The organism is Bartonella sp. B10834G3 (assembly GCF_016102505.1).
Lineage (GTDB): Bacteria > Pseudomonadota > Alphaproteobacteria > Rhizobiales > Rhizobiaceae > Bartonella > Bartonella choladocola.
Window position 1 is genome coordinate 161,472 of the sequence record NZ_JACFOM010000002.1, and the last position, 22,739, is coordinate 184,210.

At 46.7% G+C, this 22,739-nt stretch carries 18 protein-coding genes; 10 read left to right on the forward strand and 8 right to left on the reverse strand.

Translation table 11 applies throughout. From position 1 onward, the window contains the following. The first annotated feature begins 221 nt into the window (after nucleotides 1-221). Nucleotides 222-4,361: a DNA-directed RNA polymerase subunit beta gene (rpoB, locus tag H3S94_RS06155; RefSeq protein ID WP_198230989.1), complete on the forward strand. Its 4,140-nt coding sequence runs from the start codon at nucleotides 222-224 to the stop codon at nucleotides 4,359-4,361. Nucleotides 4,362-4,508: 147 nt separating this feature from the next. Then, entirely contained in the window at nucleotides 4,509-8,717 is a 4,209-nt protein-coding gene (rpoC, locus tag H3S94_RS06160) for a DNA-directed RNA polymerase subunit beta' (RefSeq protein ID WP_077991865.1), read from the forward strand. A gap of 155 nt (nucleotides 8,718-8,872) precedes the next feature. Here rpoC and H3S94_RS06165 read toward each other — a convergent pair whose 3' ends face one another. After that, entirely contained in the window at nucleotides 8,873-9,256 is a 384-nt protein-coding gene (locus H3S94_RS06165) for a VOC family protein (protein ID WP_077991867.1), read from the reverse strand. A gap of 309 nt (nucleotides 9,257-9,565) precedes the next feature. Here H3S94_RS06165 and H3S94_RS06170 point away from each other — a divergent pair, with 309 nt between their 5' ends. Next, complete coding sequence (locus tag H3S94_RS06170; protein ID WP_198240571.1) at nucleotides 9,566-9,790, forward strand: hypothetical protein; 225 nt, start codon at nucleotides 9,566-9,568, stop codon at nucleotides 9,788-9,790. Between the two features lie 121 nt (nucleotides 9,791-9,911). On the opposite strand, the gene H3S94_RS06175 is transcribed toward H3S94_RS06170, so the two are convergent. Then, complete coding sequence (locus H3S94_RS06175) at nucleotides 9,912-10,295, reverse strand: hypothetical protein (RefSeq protein WP_198240572.1); 384 nt, start codon at nucleotides 10,293-10,295, stop codon at nucleotides 9,912-9,914. Nucleotides 10,296-10,733: 438 nt separating this feature from the next. Between H3S94_RS06175 and H3S94_RS06180 the strand changes: the two genes are divergently transcribed. Then, nucleotides 10,734-11,120 carry a MerR family DNA-binding transcriptional regulator gene (locus H3S94_RS06180; RefSeq protein WP_077991873.1) on the forward strand — a complete coding sequence of 129 codons (387 nt, stop codon included), beginning with the start codon at nucleotides 10,734-10,736 and terminating at the stop codon, nucleotides 11,118-11,120. Between the two features lie 44 nt (nucleotides 11,121-11,164). On the opposite strand, the gene H3S94_RS06185 is transcribed toward H3S94_RS06180, so the two are convergent. Next, nucleotides 11,165-12,133: a DUF1624 domain-containing protein gene (locus H3S94_RS06185; RefSeq protein WP_198240573.1), complete on the reverse strand. Its 969-nt coding sequence runs from the start codon at nucleotides 12,131-12,133 to the stop codon at nucleotides 11,165-11,167. Between the two features lie 100 nt (nucleotides 12,134-12,233). On the opposite strand from H3S94_RS06185, the gene H3S94_RS06190 reads away from it, so the two are divergent. The 3 genes from H3S94_RS06190 to H3S94_RS06200 all read left to right on the forward strand — a co-directional run bounded on the left by H3S94_RS06190 (nucleotide 12,234) and on the right by H3S94_RS06200 (nucleotide 15,085). Further along, a complete protein-coding gene (locus tag H3S94_RS06190; RefSeq protein WP_198230993.1) occupies nucleotides 12,234-12,911 on the forward strand; it encodes a nitroreductase in 678 nt (225 codons plus the stop codon). 334 nt (nucleotides 12,912-13,245) lie between these two features. Then, entirely contained in the window at nucleotides 13,246-14,643 is a 1,398-nt protein-coding gene (locus tag H3S94_RS06195) for an L-serine ammonia-lyase (RefSeq protein ID WP_198240574.1), read from the forward strand. 10 nt (nucleotides 14,644-14,653) lie between these two features. Further along, nucleotides 14,654-15,085, forward strand: coding sequence for a DUF1489 family protein (locus H3S94_RS06200; RefSeq protein WP_077991880.1), 432 nt, complete (start codon nucleotides 14,654-14,656; stop codon nucleotides 15,083-15,085). A 35-nt stretch (nucleotides 15,086-15,120) separates the two neighbouring features. Here H3S94_RS06200 and H3S94_RS06205 read toward each other — a convergent pair whose 3' ends face one another. Both H3S94_RS06205 and H3S94_RS06210 read right to left on the reverse strand, forming a co-directional pair. Then, complete coding sequence (locus H3S94_RS06205; protein WP_198230996.1) at nucleotides 15,121-15,396, reverse strand: hypothetical protein; 276 nt, start codon at nucleotides 15,394-15,396, stop codon at nucleotides 15,121-15,123. Between the two features lie 42 nt (nucleotides 15,397-15,438). After that, nucleotides 15,439-16,845, reverse strand: coding sequence for a D-alanyl-D-alanine carboxypeptidase (locus tag H3S94_RS06210; RefSeq protein WP_369805737.1), 1,407 nt, complete (start codon nucleotides 16,843-16,845; stop codon nucleotides 15,439-15,441). Nucleotides 16,846-17,148: 303 nt separating this feature from the next. On the opposite strand from H3S94_RS06210, the gene clpS reads away from it, so the two are divergent. Together clpS and clpA are read left to right on the forward strand one after the other, a co-directional pair. Further along, a complete protein-coding gene (gene clpS, locus H3S94_RS06215; protein ID WP_369805229.1) occupies nucleotides 17,149-17,511 on the forward strand; it encodes an ATP-dependent Clp protease adaptor ClpS in 363 nt (120 codons plus the stop codon). Nucleotides 17,512-17,517: 6 nt separating this feature from the next. Further along, the gene (gene clpA / locus H3S94_RS06220) at nucleotides 17,518-19,863 is read left to right on the forward strand and encodes an ATP-dependent Clp protease ATP-binding subunit ClpA (protein ID WP_198240576.1); all 2,346 of its coding nucleotides are present in this window, start codon (nucleotides 17,518-17,520) and stop codon (nucleotides 19,861-19,863) included. Between the two features lie 94 nt (nucleotides 19,864-19,957). Here the strand turns inward: clpA and H3S94_RS06225 are convergent, their stop codons facing one another. From H3S94_RS06225 to H3S94_RS06235, 3 genes are read right to left on the reverse strand one after another with little or no spacing between them, the layout of a single operon-like run. Then, nucleotides 19,958-20,380 carry an HIT family protein gene (locus H3S94_RS06225; protein ID WP_077991886.1) on the reverse strand — a complete coding sequence of 141 codons (423 nt, stop codon included), beginning with the start codon at nucleotides 20,378-20,380 and terminating at the stop codon, nucleotides 19,958-19,960. Nucleotides 20,381-20,433: 53 nt separating this feature from the next. Continuing rightward, nucleotides 20,434-21,153: a glycerophosphodiester phosphodiesterase family protein gene (locus H3S94_RS06230; protein WP_077991887.1), complete on the reverse strand. Its 720-nt coding sequence runs from the start codon at nucleotides 21,151-21,153 to the stop codon at nucleotides 20,434-20,436. A gap of 3 nt (nucleotides 21,154-21,156) precedes the next feature. After that, nucleotides 21,157-21,618: a RidA family protein gene (locus H3S94_RS06235; protein WP_077991888.1), complete on the reverse strand. Its 462-nt coding sequence runs from the start codon at nucleotides 21,616-21,618 to the stop codon at nucleotides 21,157-21,159. 163 nt (nucleotides 21,619-21,781) lie between these two features. Between H3S94_RS06235 and H3S94_RS06240 the strand changes: the two genes are divergently transcribed. Then, complete coding sequence (locus H3S94_RS06240; protein WP_198240577.1) at nucleotides 21,782-22,606, forward strand: cell envelope integrity EipB family protein; 825 nt, start codon at nucleotides 21,782-21,784, stop codon at nucleotides 22,604-22,606. Nucleotides 22,607-22,739: the final 133 nt, after the last annotated feature.

A 22,739-nucleotide genomic window follows, 5' to 3' on the forward strand; every position in this document is an offset into this window, starting at 1 on the left:
TTAGAATCAACGATTGGATGGTTGGTCGTCGGTCTTTGAGAAAACAAGGCGCTCCGGTTGCATGGGGGTTGCCAATCAACATCCGGTTCCGGATGTCTGATGTAAAACAAGTAAAGTGTAGGTCTCTATGATCTACTTTAACTGGTTCGCTTTAAGCGAATTAATGATGTATTGTTCTTAAGGAGTGAAGGCTCCTGAAAGGCACAAATCGAGGAGCGACGATGGCTCAGACCCTTTCATTTAATGGTCGCAGGCGCGTGCGCAAGGTATTCGGAAAGATTCCCGAAGTGGCCAAGATGCCGAACCTTATCGAGGTTCAAAAGGCTTCTTATGACCAATTCCTGATGGTTGATGAACCAAAAGGGGGAAGAAAAGACGAAGGCTTGCAAGCAGTATTCAAGTCGGTATTTCCGATAACGGATTTTTCGGGTGCATCCATGCTCGAATTCGTCCGTTACGAATTTGATCCACCAAAGTTCGACGTTGAAGAATGTCGGCAACGCGATCTTACATATGCGGCACCTCTCAAGGTGACGCTGCGTTTGATCGTATTTGATATTGATGAAGATACCGGTTCCAAAGATATTAAAGATATCAAGGAGCAAGATGTCTATATGGGCGATATGCCCCTTATGACAGATAACGGTACGTTTATCGTCAATGGTACGGAACGTGTTATCGTATCCCAGATGCACCGCTCACCGGGTGTATTCTTCGATCACGATAAGGGGAAATCCCATTCTTCCGGCAAACTGTTGTTTGCTGCTCGTATCATTCCGTATCGTGGTTCGTGGCTCGACATCGAATTCGATGCCAAGGATATCGTTTATGCCCGTATTGATCGGCGCCGCAAGATACCTGTCACAAGTATTCTGATGGCGCTCGGAATGGATGGACAGGAAATCCTGTCGACATTCTATAATACGGTTACTTTCAAACGTGCCAAAGATGGTTGGCGTATTCCTTATTCGGCTGAACGCTATAAGGGAATGAAGTTGCTGGCTGATCTTGTTGATGCCGATACAGGTGAAGTTGTAGCACAGGCAGGCAAAAAGCTCACAGCTCGTGCGGCAAAGCAACTTGTCGAAAAAGGGTTGAAAGAGATCAAGGCAACAGAAGACGATCTTTATGGTTCCTATCTGGCCGAAGATATTGTCAATTACGAAACCGGTGAAATCTATCTTGAAGCCGGTGACGAGATTGACGAAAAGACTCTTCAGATTTTGCTTGACCAGAATGTTGACGAAATCAATGTTCTCGATATCGACCATGTCAATATCGGTGCATATATTCGCAACACACTCGCGGCTGACAAAAATCAGAGCCGGCAGGATGCATTGTTCGATATTTATCGTGTTATGCGCCCTGGCGAACCGCCCACACTTGAAACAGCCGAAGCGATGTTCAATTCGCTGTTCTTTGATCCGGAACGCTATGATCTTTCGGCCGTCGGTCGCGTAAAGATGAATATGCGTCTTGATCTTGATTGTCCGGATACGATCCGCATTTTGCGCAAAGAAGATATTCTGGCAGTTGTCAAGACACTTGTTGAACTGCGTGATGGTCGTGGTGAAATCGACGATATTGATAACCTCGGTAACCGTCGCGTCCGCGCTGTCGGTGAATTGATGGAAAACCAGTATCGTATCGGTCTGTTGAGGATGGAACGCGCCATCAAGGAGCGTATGTCTTCAATCGAGATCGACACGGTTATGCCGCAAGATCTTATCAATGCCAAACCGGCCGCAGCTGCTGTGCGTGAATTCTTCGGATCGTCGCAGTTGTCGCAATTTATGGATCAGACCAATCCGCTTTCGGAAATTACCCATAAGCGGCGTCTGTCGGCATTGGGACCGGGTGGTCTTACCCGCGAGCGTGCCGGTTTCGAGGTTCGCGACGTGCACCCGACCCATTATGGTCGTATCTGCCCGATTGAAACACCGGAAGGTCCGAATATCGGTCTTATCAACTCGCTTGCAACATTTGCCCGTGTCAACAAATATGGATTTATCGAAAGTCCGTATCGCAAGATCATTGATGGCAAGGTTACACGTGAAGTCGTTTATCTTTCGGCTATGGAAGAGTCCAAGCACTATGTAGCACAGGCAAATTCCAACTTGTCGGATGACGGCAAATTTGTTGATGAATTCGTCGTTTGTCGTCATGCCAACGAAGTGTTGATGGCACCGCGCGAGAATATCGACCTCATGGACGTTTCGCCGAAGCAGTTGGTTTCTGTTGCTGCAGCGCTTATTCCGTTCCTCGAAAACGACGACGCGAACCGCGCTTTGATGGGTTCCAACATGCAACGTCAGGCTGTGCCTCTGGTTCGCGCCGAAGCACCGTTTGTCGGAACCGGTATGGAACCGATTGTTGCCCGTGACTCCGGTGCTGCAATTGCAGCCAAACGTGGTGGTATTGTCGATCAGGTTGACGCAACGCGTATTGTTATTCGTGCAACACAGGATCTCGACCCGACCAAATCGGGCGTCGATATTTATCGTTTGCACAAATTCCAACGCTCCAACCAGTCGACCTGTATCAACCAACGTCCTCTGGTTCGTGTTGGCGACCATATCGAGAAGGGCGATATCATTGCTGATGGTCCGTCGACCGATCTCGGTGATCTGGCTCTCGGACGTAACGTTCTCGTCGCGTTCATGCCATGGAACGGCTATAACTACGAAGATGCTGTTCTATTGTCCGAACGGATGGTTGCAGAAGATGTATTCACCTCGATCCATATCGAGGAATACGAAGTCTCTGCCCGTGATACGAAACTTGGACCGGAAGAGATCACACGTGATATTCCGAATGTTTCGGAAGAAGCACTGAAGAACCTCGATGAAGCCGGCATTGTTTATATCGGTGCCGAAGTTCAACCTGGTGATATTCTCGTTGGCAAGATCACACCGAAGGGTGAAAGCCCGATGACACCGGAAGAGAAACTCTTGCGAGCTATCTTCGGTGAAAAGGCTTCCGATGTTCGTGATACGTCAATGCGTATGCCTCCGGGGGCATTCGGTACAGTCGTTGAAGTTCGTGTTTTCAATCGCCACGGCGTTGAAAAGGACGAACGTGCAATGGCTATCGAACGCGAAGAAATCGAGCGTTTGGCGAAAGACCGTGATGACGAACAGTCCATTCTGGACCGCAGCGTTTATGCACGCCTTGTCGATATGCTGAATGGAAAAACGGCTATTGAAGGGCCTAAGGGCTTCAAGAAAGGCACAAGCCTTACTGAAGCTGTCATGAAAGAGTTTCCGCGTTCACAGTGGTGGCAATTCGCCGTCGAGGATGAAAAGCTTCAGGGTGAAATCGAAGCATTGCGCAAGCAATACGACGAATCCAAGGATGCTCTCCAGCGTCGCTTCATGGACAAGGTTGAAAAAGTCCAGCGTGGTGACGAAATGCCTCCGGGTGTCATGAAGATGGTCAAGGTTTTTGTTGCTGTTAAGCGCAAAATCCAGCCGGGTGACAAGATGGCCGGTCGCCATGGTAACAAGGGTGTGGTTTCGCGCATTCTGCCGATTGAAGACATGCCGTTCCTTGCAGATGGTACACATGCCGATATCGTGTTGAACCCTCTGGGCGTTCCGAGCCGAATGAATGTCGGGCAAATTCTCGAAACCCACCTTGGTTGGGCTTGTGCCGGTATTGGCAAGCAGATAGGCGATTTGTTGGAAGCTTATCGTAAAGGCGGAGACATCAAGCCGTTACGTCAACGGATCGAGGATATTATTCCCGATAATGACCGTAACGAGCCGATCCGTGAATACGATGATCCAAGCATTGTCCGTCTTGCCGACCAGATGAGCCATGGTGTGTCGATTTCGACACCGGTTTTCGATGGTGCACATGATGCCGACATCAACGAAATGTTGAAGGAAGCAGGACTTGCAACATCGGGTCAGGTTCAACTGTTTGATGGCCGTACGGGTGAACCTTTCGATCGTCAGGTGACAGTGGGCTATATTTACATGCTCAAACTGCACCATCTGGTTGATGACAAGATTCACGCCCGTTCGATCGGACCTTACTCGCTTGTTACCCAGCAACCGTTGGGTGGTAAAGCACAGTTCGGTGGTCAACGTTTCGGCGAGATGGAGGTCTGGGCACTCGAAGCTTATGGTGCCGCTTACACCTTGCAGGAAATGCTGACAGTGAAGTCTGACGACGTTGCCGGACGTACCAAAGTTTACGAAGCTATTGTTCGTGGCGATGATACGTTTGAAGCCGGCATACCGGAAAGCTTCAACGTTCTGGTTAAGGAAATGCGGTCTCTTGGGCTTAATGTCGAGCTTGACGATACGCGTGAATTATTGGCTCAGCAGCAAAACTTGCCGGATGCAGCCGAGTAATCGGAAAGGTGCGCCCAAGAGGGCGCACCTCCATTGGCTTTTGTTAAGTCGAACAAATAGATTTCTACTGAGATAGGTTTTTGTTTATCAATGGACAAAAATGACTATCGCAACGGGTTTTAGATAAAACCCCTGAAGGAGAACGGCATGAACCAAGAGGTCATGAATCTTTTCAATCCTCAGGCGCCTACACAGACGTTTGATTCCATCAGGATATCAATCGCCAGCCCTGAGAAGATTCTGTCCTGGTCTTATGGCGAAATCAAAAAGCCTGAGACCATTAACTACCGTACGTTCAAGCCAGAACGTGACGGGCTTTTCTGCGCACGTATTTTCGGGCCGATCAAAGATTATGAGTGTCTGTGCGGCAAATACAAGCGCATGAAATATAAAGGCATTATTTGCGAAAAATGCGGTGTTGAAGTTACTCTTTCACGTGTTCGCCGCGAGCGTATGGGGCATATCGAACTTGCTGCTCCAGTCGCACATATATGGTTTTTGAAATCACTGCCGAGCCGTATCGGTACGCTTCTTGATATGACTCTCAAGGATATCGAGCGTGTTCTTTATTTCGAGAACTACATTGTTACCGAACCCGGATTGACTTCGCTCAAAATGCATCAGCTTCTTTCCGAAGAAGAATATATGATGGCGGTTGACGAATTCGGGCCGGACCAGTTTACCGCTTTGATCGGTGCAGAAGCGATCTATGAGCTGCTCGCAGCAATGGATTTGCAGAAAATAGCTGCCGATCTGCGTGCGGAACTCGCAGAGACGACATCGGATTTGAAAATCAAGAAATTGATGAAACGTCTGAAAATCGTCGAGAATTTTATCGAGTCCGGAAATCGTCCGGAATGGATGATTATGAAGGTTATTCCGGTTATTCCGCCGGATTTACGCCCGCTGGTTCCGCTTGATGGTGGCCGTTTTGCGACATCCGACCTTAACGACCTCTATCGTCGCGTTATCAACCGTAACAACCGTTTGAAACGTTTGATCGAACTTCGCGCACCCGGCATTATCGTACGCAATGAAAAGCGTATGTTGCAGGAAGCCGTCGATGCTCTGTTCGATAATGGTCGTCGTGGACGTGTCATTACCGGTGCCAATAAGCGGCCGCTGAAATCGCTTTCGGATATGCTGAAAGGCAAGCAGGGACGTTTCCGTCAAAACCTGCTTGGTAAGCGCGTCGATTATTCCGGTCGTTCGGTTATCGTTACAGGTCCTGAACTGAAGTTGCATCAATGCGGCTTGCCGAAAAAAATGGCTTTGGAACTATTCAAGCCGTTTATTTACGCACGCCTCGATGCAAAAGGTTTTTCTTCAACCGTAAAACAAGCCAAGAAGCTCGTTGAAAAAGAACGTCCGGAAGTTTGGGATATCCTTGAAGAGGTTATCCGTGAACACCCCGTTCTTTTGAACCGCGCTCCGACCTTGCACCGTTTGGGTATTCAGGCTTTTGAACCGACCTTGATTGAAGGTAAAGCCATCCAGCTTCATCCGCTGGTTTGTACAGCTTTCAACGCGGATTTCGATGGCGACCAAATGGCTGTCCACGTACCGCTGTCGCTTGAAGCCCAGCTTGAAGCCCGCGTCCTGATGATGTCGACCAACAATATTCTGCATCCCGCCAATGGCGCGCCGATTATTGTTCCCTCGCAAGATATGGTGCTCGGCCTTTATTACCTGTCGATTGTTTGCGAACATGAACCGGGTGAGGGCATGGCGTTTGGTGATATGGGTGAATTGCAACATGCGTTGGATAGCAAAGTTGTAACGCTTCACACAAAGATCAAAGGCCGCGTTAAAAGTGTTGACGCCGATGGCAATATTGTCTCGAAAATTTACGACACAACACCGGGACGGCTTATCATCGGTGAAACATTGCCGAAAAACCCGAACATCAAGTTCGATATCGTCAATCAGGAAATGACCAAAAAGAACATTTCCAAGATGATCGACCATGTTTACCGTCACTGCGGGCAAAAAGAAACCGTGATGTTCTGCGACCGCATCATGTCGTTGGGCTTTGCCAATGCTTGCCGTGCCGGCATTTCGTTCGGTAAGGACGATATGGTTATACCGGAAAGCAAGGCAAGACTGGTTCAGGAAACCGAGGCTTTGGCCAAGGAATATGAACAGCAATATAATGACGGTCTTATTACACAGGGCGAAAAGTACAACAAGGTTGTCGACGCTTGGGGTAAATGTACCGATCGTGTTGCCGACGAGATGATGAAACGTATTCAGGCGGTTGAATTTGATCCCGTAACAGGGCGTCAAAAACCGATGAATTCGATTTACATGATGTCCCACTCCGGTGCTCGTGGATCGCCGAACCAGATGAAGCAGTTGGGCGGTATGCGTGGCTTGATGGCTAAACCTTCGGGCGAAATCATCGAAACGCCGATTATCTCCAACTTCAAAGAAGGCCTGACTGTGAACGAGTACTTCAACTCGACACACGGTGCCCGTAAGGGTCTTGCCGATACAGCCTTGAAGACTGCGAACTCCGGTTATTTGACGCGTCGTCTTGTTGACGTTGCTCAGGATGCTATCATTTCCGAGGTTGATTGCGGAACGGATAAGGGCCTGACAATGCAGGCGATCGTCGATGCCGGTCAGGTTGTTGCCTCTCTCGGCCAACGTATTCTTGGTCGTACCGCACTTCATGATATTATTCATCCGACTACGGGTGAAGTTATCGTTGAAGGCGGCCGCATGATCGAGGAAGCAGACGTTGCCAAGATCGAAGCTGCCGGTATCCAGTCTGTCCAGATCCGTTCGGCACTGACTTGCGAAACCCGCGTCGGGGTTTGCGCCAAGTGCTATGGTCGTGATCTCGCACGTGGTACACCTGTCAATCAGGGTGAAGCAGTGGGTGTTATTGCCGCACAGTCTATCGGCGAACCCGGTACACAGTTGACAATGCGTACATTCCACTTGGGTGGTACTGCACAGGTTGTTGATACTTCATATCTGGAAGCATCCTATGAAGGTAAGGTTGAACTGCGCAATCGTAAGGTTGTTCGCAATTCTGAAGGCCATCTGGTCGTTATGGGCCGTAATATGGCTATCCTTATCAAGGATGAAAATGGCAAGGAACGCGCTTCCCACCGTATTACCTACGGTGCCCGCATCTTCGTCGATGATGGCGATGTGGTTAAACGTGGCCAGCGTATTGCCGAATGGGATCCGTATACCCGTCCTATCATGACTGAAGTCGAGGGCTATGTCGGGTTCGAAGATATGCTTGACGGTCTGTCTGTTACAGAGACAACCGATGAATCAACCGGTATCACCAAACGTCAGGTTATTGACTGGCGCGCCAACCCCCGTGGTGCAGAACTCAAACCTGCCATTGTTATCTATGCGGATAAGAAGGGCAGCAAGATTGCCAAGCTCTCGAAGGGCGGTGATGCGCGTTACATGATGTCGGTGGAAACCATTCTTTCGGTTGAACCGGGTGCTCATGTCAAAGCCGGTGACGTAATCGGACGTCTGCCGATGGAAAGCGCCAAGACCAAGGATATTACCGGTGGTCTTCCGCGTGTTGCCGAGCTTTTTGAAGCCCGTCGTCCAAAGGATCATGCCATTATTGCTGAAATTGATGGTACAATCCGCTTTGGACGCGACTACAAGAACAAACGGCGTATCACGATCGAGCCGAATGATGACACGGTCGAGCCTGTCGAATATCTTATTCCGAAGGGCAAGCCGTTCCATCTGCAGGATGGTGACCAGATAGAAAAGGGTGATTACATCCTTGACGGTAATCCGGCACCGCATGATATTCTGGCAATCAAGGGCGTGGAAGCATTGGCTTCCTATCTCGTCAACGAGATCCAGTCGGTTTATCGTCTTCAGGGTGTTGTGATTAACGATAAGCATATCGAAGTCATTGTTCGCCAGATGCTGCAAAAAGTCGAAATTACCGATTCCGGTGATTCAGGCTATATTCCGGGTGACAATGTCGACCGGATCGAGCTTCAGGAAGTCAATGATCGGCTCATCGAAGAAGGTAAGAAACCGGCAAGCGGTAATCCTGTCTTGTTGGGTATTACAAAAGCGTCGTTGCAAACGCCGTCGTTTATTTCGGCTGCTTCCTTCCAGGAGACAACACGCGTGCTTACAGAAGCTGCGGTTGCCGGAAAGATGGATACCTTGCAGGGCTTGAAGGAAAACGTTATCGTTGGTCGTCTTATCCCTGCCGGTACAGGTGGCACAATTGCCCAAATCCGTCGTATTGCCACAGCTCGTGACGATTTGATCGTTGACGAACATCGCAAGGCAAATGGCGGCGATAAAGCAAATGCAATGTTGTCGGATATGACACATACAGCTGCTGAGTAAGCCCACTATTCGGCTGGTTTTGGAAAAAAGAAAAGCCCGACTTAACGGTCGGGCTTTTCTGCATATTAATGTTTAAATCTGTCTATTAATGTTTAAAAAAATTCGGGCTTGAAAGAGGAAAGCCGGTTGTTAGAAAGAAATTGTCCGATCAGTTATCATTTCAGATATTCGGAAATCTCGATCAGATTCAAATCTGGATCACGTATGTAAACGGAACGGATTTTCCCGTTCGCTCCGGTGCGCTCGACAGGACCTTCAACAATAGGACAGTTGCTCTTTTTCAGTTGAGTAATGACCATATCTAGCGGAAGTTTTGATATGAAACAAAGATCGAGACTTCCCGGAACGGGTAGGTGAGCTTTCGGTTCATATTCCTTGCCATATTGATGGAGATTGATCTTCTGATTGCCGAAGCGGAGTGCAAAACGGTTTTCTCCGAAAACTTCGAGTTTCAGTTGCAAAACGTCGGTATAAAAGCGTTTGGTCGCTTCCAAATCGATACAGGTCATAACAATATGGTCAATGTGGTCGATAAACATAGAGAGTCTTCGGAACAGTTTGTTTCTTGATGATTGTTCGGAATATAGGCAGAAATCGTTCCCGATAAAGTGGATGACATCATTTCATTATGATGAATATTTATCTCTTCGTTATCTATTCCAATATAGGGATGCGAATTTTTTAAAATAATGTTTGATGGTTGTCTAAGAGAAAATAGCGACATCATTTTTGAAAAGTTTTTAAGTAATGTTGATTTGTTTTTCTGTATTATTGTTCAAAAAAATATGAAATCACTGAAAAAACATAAATAAAACCGGTTTTAAATTTGAAAATTTTTAGCAATAGCAATGTCCTTATTTTTTTATGAAACAGTAACGGCTTTAATTGGAGGTATTTTTGCCTCTCCAACGATTGTAAAAGAGGCCATACGCCGTAACCGAAAAATTGTGATGACAAATGGCAAATTTTTTAAATCCGTTTTTATAGATACTGGTCATGTGTCTGGTGCATTTCAGCTTGTTGGAAAAGAGCGAGCAAAAGCCAGAAGCGTTAATGAACGAGGGAGGCGATAAAGTCGGTAAAGCCGCGCTACAAAATCCGGAACGTTCGACAAATCGGGGCTGTGATTTATCAATGTCCCCGTTGATGTTGGCAAAATCATTCACCTGAAGGATCATCGCCGTCTGGAAAGGATCAATGATCCTCTTCATCGTGATGGTGGTCGCCGATTTCGATATTTGCATCGTCGAGAGTAAGCTCGTGACGCTCGCATGTCTGGTACATCCAATTGGTAAATTTTACTTTCAAACCATTCAGAGAATAAAGATCCGTGTAATAGATACGGTTGGTGGCCATACACCAGGGAACGTCTTTTTCTTCAATACCCGATTGTTTGTGGAGAAGTTCCGTAACGTATTGAATTCCTTCCTCGCAATCAGCTGTTCTGCAATAATTTTTGTCCTGTGCAAACGCATATAGCTCGGAACGTCCGAGCCGGTCGACGAGGTAGTTGAATGACAAGGGAATGGCGACAATGACGAGTACAATAAAGCCAATGATCCATTTTTTTTTCTTCATGATGGCATACTTCAGAAGGAGTACTCTTGAACGATAAAGCTTGGTCGGTTTCTATCATAAACGGGTTTTGCAGGTTCATATAGAGCATAATTGCATCACTGTTTTAAAAAATACTGCATCAATCGGGTTGGCTTTGTTTTGAAACGCTATATAGGGTTGATCTATTTTCAGTGTTCCGCTTAATGATTTTATTAACTGTTGACGGGGAAGGCCGGTTTCGCAACCGGTTATTTATGTTAAACGGGTTTGCAAGTTTCTGGCGAAAGTTTTTATTATCGGTTGTTTCGCCCGCTATGTTAAACATATAATTGATTTCAACAATATTTGTTTTGCAACGATCCGCTATTGCACCATCGGTTTGCAAAACTATTGTGGAAAACAAAGAGGGATAGATGAGGGTTCGTCAGGTTTTTTGATCGTACCCTGTTTAGTTGACTTATGCATGAATATTATTCAATCGGTGAACTGACAAGGGAATTCGGTGTAACGACGAGAACATTGCGCTATTATGAAGATCAGGGGCTTATTGTTCCGATGCGCCGGGGGCGTACACGGCTTTACACCGAGCTTGATCGCCATCGTCTTCAACAAATATTCAGAGCCAAGCGGCTCAATTTTTCGCTTGCCGAAATCGCCTCGCTCTTGACAGTTACTACAGCTCCGCTTGATGAGGCAATAAAGGTCGAGAATGTCTTGCACGATATCAAGGAAAAACGCGAAGATCTGAAACAGATGCGTCGGGACATTGATGAATCATTACACGAGCTTGAGCGTATTGAGGAAATATGTTTCGAGCGTTTGGCCGAACGCGATGTCAATCGTTAGAAGTCCGGCAACCGGTTGTCTTCCCCATGGTTTTAGCATGCCATCTAATCAAGTTTATTTAGAATTCCTGCCCAACATTCATTGACCGGTTTTTGTAGCCTTTCATCTGTTTCTGTTATTTCTCCTTTAGACAATGGAGAAATCAGTTTTCCTGCTTCGATTTTGTCAAACACACAAGTGCAAAAATCGGAACATAAGTGGCCGTTTGGTTGACTTTGACGACATTCGCTGACGCAAGCTTTCTCCATTGGTGCCCTCAAGGCTTCGGGGGAAGGGGGAAAAACAGAAGAGATACAATAGAGGATAGCTAACAGGACAGGTTGGTGAACCAGATAAAATATGAGGCTGTGGCGCCCGATGAGCTGCAAGAATGTGTTGAGCCATTGTGGGCGGATGCCGTTTTGTAAATATGGCAATAGATGAAAATTGTCGCAGATGCGGGCTGTTGTAAGCCCTAAAAGAGCTGCGCCAAACCACGGAAAAACCGGAACATAATCAAATGAGGGGCGGGGATGGCTCGAAAATCCGGTCCATAACAGATAAGGTGCGTTGAAAACATCGGATTTCAGTATGAACGGCAATAGAACGAAAATCAAAATAGCCAAAAAATTCAACACAAGCGGCGTATGCAAAAATAGCAATCCGATGACCGTTGCCACAGCTATTTCATGTAATATTCCGAAATAGATGAAGCCTTGCGGCATGATAAAATAGGTAACGATAGAAACAACAAAAGCAGCCAGTACGATGATCGACAAGCGTCGGAAATAGGTTGAAACGTGGAGTTGTTTTCCCTGTGCAAGATAGAGACTGAAACCGGAAATAAACAGGAAGCAAAACGCGACAATACGCGCCAGAACGCGCAAACCGCCTTCCGCCGGAACTTGTGGGGCAATATAGGAAAAATAGCTCAAATCCCAACTGAAATGGTAAACCACCATGCCAATGAGTGCGAGCCCACGAAAGAGATCAACCTTTTGTAATCGTATTTTAATGGTTTCAGGCTGGTTCATATCGGTATCCTTTGCTATCTATCTATCTATCACAAAGTTTTTGCTTTGCTCGGGTAAATTAGCCTGTGTGTTCATTTTTCCTGTGGGTGGAACATAAAAAATGACCAGAATTGAAAAATTTTGCGACGTCGTAAAAAGCCGAAAATCAATTCGCGCTTATCTGGAAAAGGATGTCGACCGGAAGCTGGTGGAAGACATATTACAACTGGCTTCGCGTGCGCCTTCGGGAGCAAATATACAGGCCTGGCAAGTGATTGTCGTTCATAATGGAGCATTGAAAAAACTCGGCCGGAAACTTTTCGACATGTCGGTTTCCGGCATAAAGGAAGAATGTGAATATCAATTCTATCCCCGTTCCTGGCGTGAGCCTTATCTCGCGCGACGACGTAAAGTCGGCTGGGATCTTTATCGGGCGCTTGGAATTGCACGTTCGGAAAGAAGCAAAATCGAACGCCAGCAGGCGAAAAATTTCATGTTTTTTGGAGCGCCTGTCGGTCTTATTTTTACAATGGATCGGGATATGGAGCTTGGCAGTTGGCTGGATTTGGGAGGTTTTATCCAGACAATTGCATTGGTGGCGCGCAGTTTCGGTCTTGATAGCTGTATTCAGGCGGCCTTTTCCGAATATCATAACACAATATCGCAAGAACTGGATATTCCTCCCGAACGACAGGTCATTTGCGGACTTGCTCTCGGCTATCGGGATGAAAACGCGCCTGAAAATAATTTCCCGACCGAACGTGTGCCACTCGAAGAGTTTGTACGTTTTGTCGAGTGATGCCGGATTGTGTGTAAAGCGGGATATTTTGAGTTCTTGATGTTGGAACTTGCTCGAAAATTTTGTTGAAAATTATTTTTTTTAATTTTTTTTTAATGTTGTCTATTTGCTGTTTCACCATTATAGCTTGAGACAATTCAGTTACAGGTTGATTGTTTTGTTATTTTATAGGTGCTTTATGGATGAAATCATTGAAAAATCTTGTTGGAGCATCGCTATAAAAGCAACGATAGCGCTTGTTGCTGTTATTTCCCTTATTTACCTTACAGTGGGTTTTTAAGCTTTATGTAGGGGAATTCCTGATTGTTGGACATTGACGTGTTCGATTAATTCCATGTTTCTTTCGGTCTTTGAACTCTTTAAAATCGGAATTGGTCCGTCGAGCTCGCACACAATGGGCCCGATGACTGCGGCCAATATGTTTCTTGAAGAGATATTGTCGGGTAATTGGCCAAAGCCGAGCCACTCGTCAATTGTGCATTTGCGAGCATTTCTACATGGGTCGCTGGCTTTTACCGGCGTAGGCCATGCGACTGACAGAGCGGTCATTCTCGGCTTGTCGGGAGAGGCGCCGGCAACTGTCGATCCCGACGCGATGGATAGTATCGTTCGTCGTGTATACGAAAGCGGAGAGGTTCATCCGCATGGACATCCTGCATATCGTTTTTCTCCTGAAACGGATCTGATATTCGATTACAAGACACCGTTGCCGGCGCATACCAATGGTCTGGTTTTTGAAGGCCTCGACGAGATGCAAAATGTGCTGTTGCGCCGCGTTTATTATTCTATCGGCGGCGGTTTCGTGGTGACAGAAGACGAAATAAACCGGATCGAGCACAACAGCAGTAACGATAGCTCTTCAGTGCCTTTTCCTTTCGCCACTGCGAAAGACATGCTTGATATGGCAACCCGATCAGGTTTGACAATCGCCGAAATGAAACGCGCCAATGAAGAAACATGTATGACGCGCAGCGATCTGGATGAGGGACTCGACAAAATATTCTTCGCAATGAAAAGCTGTGTTGAACGCGGACTTGGTCATGAGGGAGAATTGCCCGGAGGTCTCCACATTAAACGCCGGGCAAAAAAGCTATACGAGAAACTGATCGGTGACAGCAAAAAGAATCAGTTGAGCCCGTTGTCGGCAAATGATTGGCTGTCGACATATGCTATTGCTGTTAACGAAGAGAATGCAGCAGGAGGGCGCGTTGTTACAGCGCCGACCAATGGCGCAGCAGGAGTTATTCCGGCAGTGATCAGCTATTATTTGCGCTTTTGTGCCGATGCCAATAAGAACGGGGTTCGGGATTTTCTGCTCACCGCCGCAGCAATCGGTGGAATCATCAAATCCAATGCGTCGATTTCGGGTGCTGAAGTCGGTTGTCAGGGGGAGGTGGGTTCTGCTTCTTCTATGGCAGCCGCAGGCTTGACAGCCGTTTTGGGAGGTTCGCCCAAGCAGATCGAAAACGCGGCCGAGATTGCGCTTGAACATCATCTCGGAATGACGTGTGATCCGGTTGCCGGTCTCGTTCAGGTTCCGTGCATCGAAAGAAATGCGATGGGAGCCGTCAAAGCCGTAACGGCTGCTTCATTGGCACTTCACGGTGACGGTCACCACTTTGTGTCACTTGATGCTTGCATAAAGACAATGAGGGAAACCGGACACGATATGAGCGATAGATATAAGGAAACCAGCAAAGGTGGCCTTGCAGTTAATGTGACGGATTGCTAAATCTTCAATCATGACGCTTCACATGGTAAAATTATGCGTTGGTTGTTCCTCGATTGAAGACCTCGCAGCCTGGGTTGATTTTCGGCTTGCCGAATTACGTTTGGCGGGAGAAAAGCCGGAACAGTATCATATTACCCGCATGGTTCCCAAAAAAATTGATGAACTCCTCGACGGGGGGTCGCTTTATTGGGTTATGAAAGGTAATATCCAGTGTCGACAAAAATTTCTGGACATCCGCCCGTTTACGGACGAGGAGGGAATTCATCGTTGTAAACTTGTCCTTGATGACAAGATTATTCCGACGGAATGGCAGCCAAGACGTGCCTTTCAGGGGTGGCGTTATCTCAAGATAGATGAAGCACCCAAGGATGATTTGAACGGAAGCAAAAACCGCTTACCTCCTGCGTTGAGGCAGGAACTTGCAGATCTGGGGCTGTTATAATCTTTCGATGGAATGCGCAATCACACACCCGGGTTTTAACTGTTGGTTGAACCGAGGCGAAGTTTTACGCCGAACGACCCCCGCGGGCTTGCAACACGCAAATGGACGCGAACCGGCGGCAAAGCCATGCGGCGGTTGCGTTGCGTTTGGCAAATCAACAGGCCGAGCAGGGACCGTGTGCCCAAGCCATTGGGCGTGGCTTTCAAACCGTGCAATTTCAAGGCTGCTTGCTGAAGCGACCGCAAAGTGAGTAACGGGTTCTCGAAATTGTGAGAACGGGCTTTTAACACCATATCAGTTGCATTTTCCATGGCTCAATTACCTTTTACGCAAAACTCGAAAATTGTTCTTGGCTATTGTGTTATCGCATAGCAGTTAAAATTTGCTTTCTTTAAAACCGAACATGCGTCCCAGGCCGCTTTTTTTGAATTAAATCCGACGAAGCGTGCGCGGTAATAGCGTTGGCCGTCTTTATCAAACACTTGGGTATAGGGTTTTGCGTTTGAAAGAGCGGAACGGGCGGCGTCGGAGGCATTGGAAAGCATGTCTGTTGCCTGTTGTTGATTGGGCAGGGAGCCAATCTGGATGGCCCAGCCATTCTGACCGGCATTCGTGGGAGCTGATGCGGTGATAACAGGATCAATAGCACCGGATCGGGCAGTTCCGGCTTGTGGTTTTGAAAGGACCGCTTCGGTTGCTTCTTTTACCGCAGGTACATTGGATTGGGATGTGCTCGCAAGTGCTGTCAAAACATCCGAAGCATTATCCGGTTTTTTGGCGGTTGGTGCGTCGGCGACTGCTGTACTTGTGTCGGCTGTGGCATTTGTGACATCCGCTTTTGCAATAACTGCGATTTTATCGGCTTTGACATTCGGCATATTTGCTTTTGTTACCGGAATGGGAGCGTTATTGACTTCCGGTAAATCGTATTGGGTGGCAGCCATGAGCGGTGCGCGTGTTTTACCACGACTGGCTTCTGGCAGATAACGGCGTAAGAGTTCCGCCATATGCACATCACGCAATGCCGAGGAACGCCCGCCCATCACGACCGCAACAATGGAACGACCGTCGAGGCGCATGGACGTTGCCAGATTTGAACCCGACATGCGGGTATAACCGGTTTTAATACCGTCGACACCTTTCATATCGCGGACAAGGCGGTTATGACCGTTGATTGTTTGGCCGCGGAATTGAAAACTCGTTGTCTTGAACCAGTCATATTGCTTCGGGAAATGTTCACGCAAAGCGAGTGAAAGAATGGCGAGGTCACGGGCAGTCGAATAGTTTTGTTCGTCCGGTAAACCGGATGCATTGGCAAAATTGGTATTCATCATACCGAGTCTTCTTGCCTTTGCTGTCATAATCTGGGCAAAACGGGGTTCCGAACCACCAAGATATTCACCGATAGCGGTTGCGACATCATTTGCCGATTTGGTTATCAAAGCTTTTGCGGCAAGTTCGGCAGGAATTGTCTGGCCGGCGCGAAAGCCGATTTTTGTGGGCGGACGCGAAGCAGCATAGGCCGAAACCGGAATTGGTGTGTTTGGCGTAACCCTTCCGGATTGCATAGCCTCGAAAAGCAGATAAAGCGTCATCATTTTTGTAAGAGAGGCCGGATAACGACGTGCATTTCCGTTTGCCTCGAACAAGGTTCTTCCGGTATTGGCATCAATCACTATTGCCGCATATTTATCGGCATAAGCACTCTGGGGAGCGGCTTTTGCACAAGTGATAGAAACAGAAAATACGAGTGTTGCAATGGCGGCTGTTCTGAAAAAATTAGCTACTTTTTGGTAGGCTTTTTGCACTTTGAATTACCCTTGATTTCGCCAAACAGAATGAGCGTCAGAGTAGGCTCTGCCGCTTCGGTTGCAGGAAGACTAATCCGACAGCGTTACCAATTTATTTATAAGGGCAAAATTTTTCTTGAATCTAAATAGTCGAAGCGGAACCTAAATGGTGGAAAATGATATAAAACTGTTATCAAACCCGCTATCGGAGGCCTTATAATCTGATAAAAATACATTACATAAATTGCATTCGATAGAGAAAGAAACGCAACAGTGATACAAAGCAAGTTTGAAAGATTAAGCGGCCATAATGATGAAAGAGCTGGCGATAATCCGGAAAATTTTGAAACCGGTATCGCTACCAAAACGCTTCCCAAGGTTAAGAAGCCGGACTTTTATCGCGTCCTTCTTTTGAATGATGATTATACGCCGATGGATTTTGTTATATTTGTTTTACAGAAGTTTTTCCGTAAAAATCGTGAAGACGCAACGCGTATTATGTTGAATGTTCATCACACCGGCGTTGGCGAATGCGGTGTTTATTCTTATGAAGTGGCAGAAACAAAGGTTGCACAGGTTATGGATTGTGCCCGCGAAAACCAGCATCCTTTACAATGCGTAATGGAAAGAAAGTGATCCCCCATGCCATCTTTCACAACCAGCCTTGAAAAGACACTCCATAGAGCACTCATGATAGCGAGCGACGCGCATCAGGAATATGCGACGCTCGAACATCTTTTGCTGGCATTGCTTGATGATGTCGATGCCAAAGCAGTTATTCAGGCTTGCAATGTCGATATTGAACAATTGCGCTCGCGATTGACCCAATATGTTGAGTCGGAACTTGATGCACAAATTGGCGACGACGAGGATACCAAGCCGACAAATTCGTTCCAACGTGTTATTCAACGTGCTGTAATTCATGTTCAATCGGCAGGGCGTGATATTGTTACCGGAGCAAATGTGCTTGTAGCGATTTTTGCCGAAAGGGAAAGTTTTGCTGCCTATTTTATGCAAGAACTCGGAATGACCCGTTATGACGCCGTGAACTTTATTTCTCATGGTATAGCGTCTGAAAATGGCGCCGCGAGTTTTCCGCTCGGTGGTGCCGATGACGAACTGCCCGGTAGTGAACAAGCAGCCGCAAAAGAAACAGATGCGCTATCGGCATATTGTATCAATCTCAATGAACGTGCCCGTCAGGGAAGAATTGATACGCTGATCGGTCGCAATAAAGAAATTGCGCGGACAATCCAGATTTTGTGTCGTCGTTCAAAAAACAATCCGCTTCTCGTCGGTGATCCCGGCGTTGGCAAGACAGCAATTGCCGAAGGCTTGGCAAAACGCATTGTTGATGGCGAAGTGCCTGAAGTTTTGAACGATGCAACGATTTTTTCCCTTGATATGGGAATGCTGGTCGCCGGTACCCGTTATCGCGGTGATTTTGAAGAACGTCTCAAACAGGTCGTTAAGGAGCTTGAAAACTATAAGGGTGCTATTCTTTTTATCGATGAAATCCACACCCTTATCGGAGCAGGGGCAACGTCGGGCGGTAGTATGGACGCTGCCAATTTGTTAAAACCGGCACTTTCTTCGGGGCTTATCCGTTGCATCGGTTCGACCACTTATAAGGAATATCGCCAAATATTTGAGAAAGACCGTGCATTGGCGCGCCGCTTCCAAAAGATAGATGTTAACGAGCCTTCGATTGATGATGCGATCGAAATATTGAAGGGTTTGAAGCCATATTTCGAGAACTTCCATAAGATCAAATACACCGATGAAGCGATGAAAGCATCTGTCGAACTTTCTTCGCGTTATATGTCTGACAGAAGATTGCCTGATAAAGCTATTGATGTGGTCGACGAGACCGGTGCTGCGCAAATGCTTTTGCCGAAAGATAAGCGGAAAAAAACCATTGGCGTCAAGGAAATAGAGGAAACAGTCGCAACAATGGCGCGCATTCCTCAAAAGACTGTATCGCGTGATGACCGCAAGACGCTGGCAAATCTCGAAAAAGAGCTGAAAAGTGTCGTTTACGGGCAGGATAAGGCTATTTCAGCTCTTGCAGCCTCGATCAAGCTCGCCCGTGCCGGTCTTAGAGAGCCTGACAAGCCGATTGGCAGCTATCTGTTTTCCGGTCCTACAGGGGTTGGAAAAACCGAGGTTGCAAAACAGCTTGCGGCTTCACTCGGAATCGAATTGTTACGCTTTGACATGTCGGAATATATGGAACGGCACACTGTTTCACGGTTGATTGGCGCACCGCCCGGATATGTCGGTTTCGATCAGGGCGGGTTGTTGACCGATGCCGTCGACCAAAATCCTCATGCTGTGCTTTTGCTTGACGAGATAGAGAAAGCCCATCCCGATCTTTATAATATTCTGTTACAGGTAATGGATCATGGCAAGCTCACCGACCATAATGGCAAAGAGATTGATTTTCGAAACATCATTCTCATCATGACAACTAATGCCGGTGCTGCGAATATGGCAAAATCCGCGATCGGCTTCGGTAAAACGGAACGCGAGGGCGATGATGTCGAAGCAATCAACCAGCTTTTTCCGCCCGAATTTCGTAATCGTCTTGATGCTATTATTCCATTTGCACCGTTGTCGGAACCGATTATCCATCAGGTTGTGCAGAAGTTTATTTTGCAACTAGAAGCACAGCTTGCCGACCGCGATATTACGTTTGAACTAAGCGCGGCTGCCACAAAATGGTTGGCCAATAAGGGGTACGACTCACATATGGGAGCACGCCCGTTATCGCGTGTCATTCAGGAATATATCAAGAAACCTCTTGCTGAAGAAATACTATTCGGCAAGCTGCGTCACGGTGGAACAGTCAAAGTGATGACTGATGAAACCGATAAGAACAAGCTTGCCTTGAAAATAATCAGCAACGAAACACAGGCAAATAAAAAACAGACCCGATCAATAAAAACAGATAAGCGACGGGTTAAAAAAACGACGCCAGCCGATTAAGAAAAACCTGACCGACTGTTTGAATGATCGGTCAGGTTTTTTAGAATAATTTCAACTATTCGCCAGATAAAAGGGAACCCGAAAAAACAGCTTTTTATAAGGCTGCACGGATTTTTGCTGCCGATTGTTCCAGCGTTTTAGTGTCAACCGGTTCGCCACTATGGGGTTTTAGCGGCACATTTTCAAAACGTGGAATGACATGGAAGTGAAGATGGAAAACTGTTTGGCCGCTCGCCGGTTCATTGAACTGCATAACTGTAACGCCATCCGCATTGAAGGCTTTTTTTACGGCCTTGGCAATTTTTTGCACGACCTTGATGACTTTGGAGAGCGTTTCGGGATCGGCATCCAAGAGATTGCGTGAACCTTTACGCGGTACGATAAGAGTATGTCCCTTTCCCTGCGGCATCACATCCATGAAGGCGACAACATCATTATCTTCATAGACCCGTATCGAAGGAATATCCCCACGAATCAATTTTGCGAAAATATTATTTTCGTCATAGACCTGTTGCATTTTTTCCTCGTTCGATAGATTAACAGTTGTATTTAACCAATTGAAAAAACGATTTAATTAATTCCAGTTGGCTTAAACCCTTCAAAGATCATCTGATCGGCATTAATGCGTGCTCTTTCCCATTCTTCCGCGTTATGGATTGTCCATGCAAGAACCGGCATTGCCAGTTTTTCACGGGCAAACCTTACAAACGGATTTGCCAATTGGCGAAAATTATAAGCAACGAATTCCATATCGTGAGCCAGCATTGCAAAATGTTCTTCTATCTCTGAACGCCGATTTCCTTCGGCTTTTATCCCGTGTGGTATTGCATGATCGGCAAAACGTACACGACGTAAAATGTGTACATCTTGCGACATGATTGCCGAGCTGTTGGGATAGGAAATCAGCAATTCGGTCACTCGCGAGATCAGTCCTGCATCTTCACCGTCGTTCCCTTCAAGATTTACCAGAATCGGCACTTTTCCACCAATGTTGTGAAGAAGAGTCTCGAACGGGAGAATGCGCGGCTTGCCGTCATCCGAGCGAATTTTTTCGATTTCGGATGACCGTAAGTCGATAATACGCAAGTTTTTTCCGGTTACCTGTTCCAGCGAAGCGCCATGAAAAACCATAGGCACTCCGTCGTGAGACAATTGAACGTCGCAACAAATCGTATAATTCTCAAGGGCTGCCAGCTCGAATGCAGGGAGTGTATTTTCCAGAACCGTTTTGTCACAACCATGAAGACCACAATTGGCAATGGGCCGTTTTGTTAACCAGTCAAGCCGCATCGCTCAAATTTCCAGAATAGCTTCCACTTCTACAGGTACGTCCATGGGCAGTGTCGCAACTCCGACGGCTGAACGTGCGTGTTTTCCTTTGTCTCCCAAAACATTGACAAACAAATCCGATGCACCGTTAGCCACTTGCGGAATATCGGTAAAATTGGGATCGGCGGCGACAAAGGCAGTGACTTTAACAACCTGTTTTATTTTACCCAAATCACCAAGAGCAGCTTGTGCTTGCGCCAGAATATTGATTGCACAGGCTTCTGCCGATTTTTTTGCCTGTTCGGCATTCACTGTTCTGCCGACTTTTCCGATAGCGACAGGTTTGCCATCGCGCAGCGGAAGCTGGCCTGAGATATAGAGTTGATTACCAGAACGTCTGGCGGTCACATAGTTTGCTACAGGTTGTACAGCAGCGGGGATTTTGATGCCTAGTTTTTCTAAACGGCTTTCAATCGTGTCGGACATTTTCTACCTCTTTATCCCGTCATTTCATATTCGCTTGATTTATATTCGCTCAATAACGCATTTCTTTTTATATGGAAATGCGAAGTTTAAAAAAAGAAATTTACTCGCTTTGTATCTAGCATATATGATAACGCCAAGCTCAGTTAAAAACAGGAATATGTGGATGCCAAGGATTCTCGTTACCATTGCTTTTTTTATTCTGGGTCTTGGCGTAGTGCAGGCCGAAGATAAAATTGTCATGGTTCCCCATACGGCAATCTATGATCTACAGCTCGAAACTGCATCGGATAAATCCGGTATTTCGGGTCTCGTCGGCCGTATGGCCTATGAATTCAACGGTTCATCATGCGAAGGTTATACAACCCGTTTTCGATTTGTCACACGGATTGATATGACTGATTCACCGGCACGGCTTACCGACCAGCAAATGACAAGCTTCGAGACGGCAAATGGCAAAGAGTTTCGTTTTGTCAGCAAAACCATCATAGATCAGGAAGTGACCAGCGAAACAGATGGCGTTGCCAAAATTGCCAAAGGCGAAATGGTTGTCAATCTGAAGAAGCCCAAAGAAAAAGAAGTCAAACTGAAATCGGCTGCATTTCCTACAATTCAAACGATAGAAGTTATCCGTCAGGCCAAAGCAGGTCGCCACTTCTACCGGACCACGCTTTTTGACGGCTCGGACGATGCCGACCGTTTGACGGATGCAACAGTGGTGATAGGTGATAGGGTGGAAGCCAAAGCTGACAATGAAACCAAAGTCATGGGAAAGCTCGGTAACGAACCCTATTGGCCGGTAACGATTTCCTATTTCAATGATGACGAAAATCAGGATGGCTTACCTGTTTATCGCACGAGTTTTCTGTTGTATGAAAACGGCGTGACCCGCGACCTTGTGATGGATTACGGGAATTTTTCAGTACGCGGAAAATTGCAGACATTCAAATTGTTCGACGTACAACCAGCAAAAGAAACCTGTAAAGAATAGCCTGTTGGTCAAAACCTGCTTGTTGAATTTCCGATTTTTCGTTAGAATATTATGAGTGATGTCAAAAACACTTGAAAGTTTTTTCAACTTCACTTAATTAACCCGACATTCCACACACGGAAATAGGGGAGTT